Source organism: Dietzia sp. Cai40, assembly GCF_014145165.1.
Lineage (GTDB): Bacteria > Actinomycetota > Actinomycetes > Mycobacteriales > Mycobacteriaceae > Dietzia > Dietzia natronolimnaea.
This window is the reverse complement of the sequence record NZ_JAALEB010000182.1, coordinates 1-4562: the sequence shown is the minus strand read 5'-3', so window position 1 is coordinate 4562 and position 4562 is coordinate 1. Positions and strand designations below refer to the sequence as shown.

Sequence of the window (4562 nt, the reverse complement as noted above, 5' to 3'; positions counted from 1 at the left end):
CCGTGGGAGCACCCCGACGCGGGCCGGTTGGACGCCCAGAGCCTCGCCACCTGGCTGCGGCGCGGCGCGATCGGCGCCGGCGGGGTCGAGTTGATCGACACCCTCCTCGGTTCGGCGTTCGGGGCCGCGGCGTCCGAGGCCTCGGCGCTGTACGGCCTGGCGTATGTCGCGGGCGCGGGTGACGAGATCCACCCGGGCTCACTGGACCGGATGATCGGCGTGGCCGGCGGGGCCCAGGAATCCCGGGTCGTGGGCGGTTCGCAGGTGATCTCGCAACGCATGGCCGAGGAACTGGGCGACTCCGTCACCCTCGGCGCCCCCGTCCGGCGGATCGAACACCGTGCCACGGGGGTCACCGTCACCACCGACGCGGGGTCCTTCGACGGCGAGGAGGTGATCGTGACCGCGCCACCCCACCTGGCCGCCGAGATCGAGTGGAGCCCGTCGCTGCCCGCCCACCAGGACGCCCTGTTCCGCAGGATGGCCTTCGGCACCCTCATGAAGTGTGAGGCGATCTACGAGCGCCCGTTCTGGCGGGAGGACGGACTCTCCGGCCAGGGCGTCTTCCGCGGGGGCGGTACCCCGGTGTGCTCGATGTTCGACAACACCCCGCCGAGCGGCTCACCCGGGATCCTCATGGGGTTCGTGGGGGGAGCGGGGTGGCGGAAGTGGGCGCCCCGTCCGGCCCGGGAGCGCGGCGGGGCGGTCCTGCAGAGCTTCGCCCGGGTGGTCGGGCCCGCGGCGCTGGCGCCTGTCGGATACTTCGAGAAGGACTGGACCGCGGAACGCTGGACCCGGGGTGGCCCGACCGCTGTCCTCGGCCCCGGCGTCCTGACCACGCTCGGTCAGTGGCGCGACCGGCCGCTCGGCCGAGTGCACTGGGCCGGTGCCGAACACTCCGACTACTGGAACGGCTACATGGACGGCGCGGTCCGCTCCGGGGAGGCCGCCGCCCGCGCCGTGATCGCACACTCAGGAGGACATCCGTGACACGTCTGACCGTTTCCGTACAGCAGCGACTCGCAGCCCCGGTCGAGGACATCTGGGCCGTGATCGACGACACCTCCCGGTACGCCGAGTGGGTCGACGGGGCCCTGGAGGTCACCACCCACCACGGTGCGGCGACCGTGGGCGAGACCTATTCCGAGCGGAACCGGACGATCGGGCCGCTCACGACGCGGTCCGTGTGGACGGTGGGGAAGGTCGAGCCGCGGTCCCTCAGGGTCGACTCCGGGACCGGGTTCGCGCCACTGCACGACATGGTCAACACCTTCCGCTTCGAGCCGCTGGGCGCCGAGGCCACCCTGATGACGTACCGGGTCGACTGCCGGGTCGGGCTCGGCCCCCTCGGCCGCCTCATCGCGCCGGTTCTCGAGAAGTCGCTCACCGGCCAGTTCCGCCGGTCCATGACGACGCTCGAGAGCGTCGTGCACGCCGAACGCGGCATCGATCAGGCCGGTGGGCTGTGACGACGGAGTCGTCGGGATCCCGTGGGCAGTCGTCGCGGGCCCGCGAGCACGTCGCCGCCACCGCCAGGCGACTGGCGGCCGAGGGGCTGCTCATCGGCACCGCCGGAAACGTCTCGGCCCGGGTGGACGACGGGCGGATCGCCGTGACCGGCACCGGCGTGGTCCTGGCCGACTGCCGTGCCGAGGACGTCACCGTGGTCGGCGCGACGGGCGAGCACGTGGACGGCCGACTGGCGCCGACCTCCGAGCTCGGGCTGCATCTGGGGATCTACTCCGGTACTCAGGCGGGGGCCGTCGTCCACACCCACGCCCCGTTCTCCACCGCCGTCTCCTGCGTGACCGGGATGGACGCGCTGCCCGTACTGCACTACCAGCAGTTGCTGCTGGGCGGGGAGATCCGGGTGGCGCCCTACGCGACCTTCGGAACCCCCGAGCTCGCCGACCTCGTCGTGGACGGCCTGCGCGACCGGCAGGCGGTCCTGATGGCCAACCACGGCTCGGTGACGGTGGGATCCTCCCTCGACAAGGCCCTCGACAACGCGCTGTTGCTGGAGTGGCTGGCGGCCCTGCACGTCCGCGCGAGTGGGGTGGGCACACCACGACCCCTCACCGAGGCGCAGCAACACGACGCGGTCGTCCAGGCGATCACCCTCGAGTACGGAACCACCAAGGAGAGCCCGCAATGACCGACATCTCATCCATGACGATCGCGACGGTCGGAGTGCACGTCCTCGACGTCCACGCGATCGGGATCGAGTCCATCCCGGAGGGCTCCGCCGGGGCCCTCGTGGACACCATCGCCTTCTCCCCGGCCGGGACCGCGGGGGGCACCGCGGTGGTGCTCAGCCGCCTCGGGGCCGGGGTCCGCAGCATCGGTGCGGTCGGCGCCGACTCGATCGGGCGCACCCTGACGACCCTGTTGAGCGGGGAGGGGGTCGACACCGGCCGCCTGGTGACCAAGGCGGACGCACAGACGTCCGCCTCGGTGATCCCTGTGCGCCCCAACGGGGACCGGCCGGCGTGGCACTGCATCGGCGCGAACGGCGTGTTCACCCTGGACGACATCGACGACGACGCGCTCGAGGGGCTCACTCATCTGCACCTGGGTGGGCCGGAGTTCCTGGGCGGCCCGGCGGCCGGCGAGCTGCTCGCCCGTGCCCGTGGGAAGGGGATCACCACATCGGTCGACATCCTGGCCGACGGCGACCCCGGGATGCTCGAGTGGATCGCGGACGCGCTACCGCACGTGGACTACCTGTTGCCCAACGACGACCAGGTCCGCGGCTTCACCGGCGCCGACACGCTGGCCGAGGGCGCGCGCATGCTGATCGAGCGCGGGGTCGCGTGCGTGGCCCTCACCGCGGGCGCCGACGGCGCGCTCGTCGTGACACCGGACGAGACCATCGCGGTACCCGCCTTCGCGATCGACGTCGTCGACACCACCGGCTGCGGGGACTCGTTCTCCGCCGGGTTCCTGGTGGGGCGTCATCTCGGTCGCGACCTGCAGGGCTCCGCCGTCCTCGGCTGCGCGGTCGCGGCCCAGGTGGCCCGGGGGCTCGGGACCACCGCCGGAAGCTACGACCTCGATTCGGTCGTCGAGTTCGCCCGATCGGCTCCGACCGGCTGACCGCGAGGGCCGGCCTCGAGGGGATCGCCACAACCACGACCGGCCGGCTCCCCCCGCATCGACGCGGTGGGGAGCCGGCCCGTCGGGGTCGGCTGCGTGGCCTGAGCAGCCCTGAGTCAGGTCAGGCGACGCCCGTGCCCTCGTCGGCCGCGGGGGAGGTGTTGGTGCCACCGTCGTTGATCTCGAAGCGGGTCCACTTACCGTCCATGTCGACCTCCATGGCGTAACCGAGAGCATCGTCGGGGACCTCGACCGTCTTGAACCAGTCGTAGGCCTTGGTGTCGTCGGCGAACTCCTTCTCATCGATGACGTTCTGCTCGGGGTCGATCACGCGGTAACGGGGCATGCCCACTCCTTCGGTTCGGGTGACGTGTGTCGTGTCCGCATTCTGGGGGATCGAGCGCCCACTCGCATCCGGTCGCCGGGGGCGTACGGTCGGGAGTCCAGACGACCAGGGAGGCATCCGTGACCACCGATCCGACAGTTCAGTCCTCTGACCAGCCCGGGCATTCCGTACTCGTCGACCCGACGACCAAGTACCAGATCGAGGTGCCGGTCCAGCAGCAACCGGTTCCGGGGTTGGCCTCCGAGATGGACCCTCCCGCCGACCACGGGGAGGACACCTACGTGGGTCACGGCCGGCTCACCGGGCGGCGTGCACTGATCACCGGCGGAGACTCCGGGATCGGCCGCGCCGTGGCCATCGCCTACGCACGCGAGGGCGCCGACGTGGCGATCGGCTACCTGCCCTCTGAGCAGTCCGACGCCGACGACGTGGCCGCGCTCGTGCGCGCGGCCGGCCGGACCTGCGTCCTGCTCCCCGGCGACGTCGGTGACGAGGCCGTCGCGCGCGGGATCGTCCGCGACGCCGTCGCGGGGCTCGGCGGTCTGGACGTGCTCGTGCTCAACGCCGCCCGGCAGACCTTCGTCGAGCACCTGGAGGACCTGTCCTCCGAGCAGTGGGCCGAGACGATGAACGTCAACATCTCGGCGCCGTTCTGGATGATGCAGGAGGCGCTCGCCCACCTGCAGCCCGGATCGAGCGTGATCTTCACGTCCTCGGTGCAGGCGTACACCCCGTCACCGGGGCTCGTGGACTACGCCACCTCGCGCGCGGCGGTCAACACCATGTCCAAGTCGCTCGCCCAGCAGCTCGCACCGCGCGGCATCCGCGTCAACGCCGTCGCGCCCGGTCCGTTCTGGACAGCGCTCCAGGTGAGTGGCGGCCAGAAGCCCGAGAAGCTGCCGATCTTCGGGCACAAGAATCCGCTGGGTCGGCCCGGACAACCGGTCGAGATGGCGGGCGCGTACGTGTACCTGGCCTCCGACGAGTCGTCCTACACCACCGGGAACACCCTCTCGGTGACCGGCGGCGCGCCCACTCCCTGAGCCGGCTCAACGCAGCCGCACGCCGGGATGGCGTCTCGCGTGAGCCGCGGTGCGGGCGAGACGCCATCCCGGCGTGC

The 4562-nt window shown here is 71.8% G+C and carries 6 protein-coding genes; 5 read left to right on the top strand and 1 reads right to left on the bottom strand.

Annotated elements, in window-relative coordinates; genetic code table 11:
• From G6022_RS07960 to G6022_RS07945, 4 genes are all read left to right on the top strand, one after another.
• A partial coding sequence (locus tag G6022_RS07960) for an FAD-dependent oxidoreductase (protein WP_182691322.1) occupies positions 1–990 on the top strand: 990 nt, incomplete at its 5' end.
• Positions 987–1469: an SRPBCC family protein gene (locus G6022_RS07955; protein WP_182639702.1), complete on the top strand. Its 483-nt coding sequence runs from the start codon at positions 987–989 to the stop codon at positions 1467–1469. The genes G6022_RS07960 and G6022_RS07955, both read left to right, overlap by 4 nt.
• Positions 1466–2155: a class II aldolase/adducin family protein gene (locus G6022_RS07950; RefSeq protein ID WP_179523238.1), complete on the top strand. Its 690-nt coding sequence runs from the start codon at positions 1466–1468 to the stop codon at positions 2153–2155. The genes G6022_RS07955 and G6022_RS07950 overlap by 4 nt, the downstream gene beginning before the upstream one ends.
• The gene (locus G6022_RS07945) at positions 2152–3096 is read left to right on the top strand and encodes a sugar kinase (RefSeq protein WP_179523237.1); all 945 of its coding nucleotides are present in this window, start codon (positions 2152–2154) and stop codon (positions 3094–3096) included. The genes G6022_RS07950 and G6022_RS07945 overlap by 4 nt, the downstream gene beginning before the upstream one ends.
• A gap of 121 nt (positions 3097–3217) precedes the next feature.
• Here the strand turns inward: G6022_RS07945 and G6022_RS07940 are convergent, their stop codons facing one another.
• Positions 3218–3442, bottom strand: coding sequence for a hypothetical protein (locus G6022_RS07940; protein ID WP_179523236.1), 225 nt, complete (start codon positions 3440–3442; stop codon positions 3218–3220).
• 119 nt (positions 3443–3561) lie between these two features.
• Here G6022_RS07940 and G6022_RS07935 point away from each other — a divergent pair, with 119 nt between their 5' ends.
• Positions 3562–4485: an SDR family oxidoreductase gene (locus tag G6022_RS07935; RefSeq protein WP_182654014.1), complete on the top strand. Its 924-nt coding sequence runs from the start codon at positions 3562–3564 to the stop codon at positions 4483–4485.
• Positions 4486–4562: the final 77 nt, after the last annotated feature.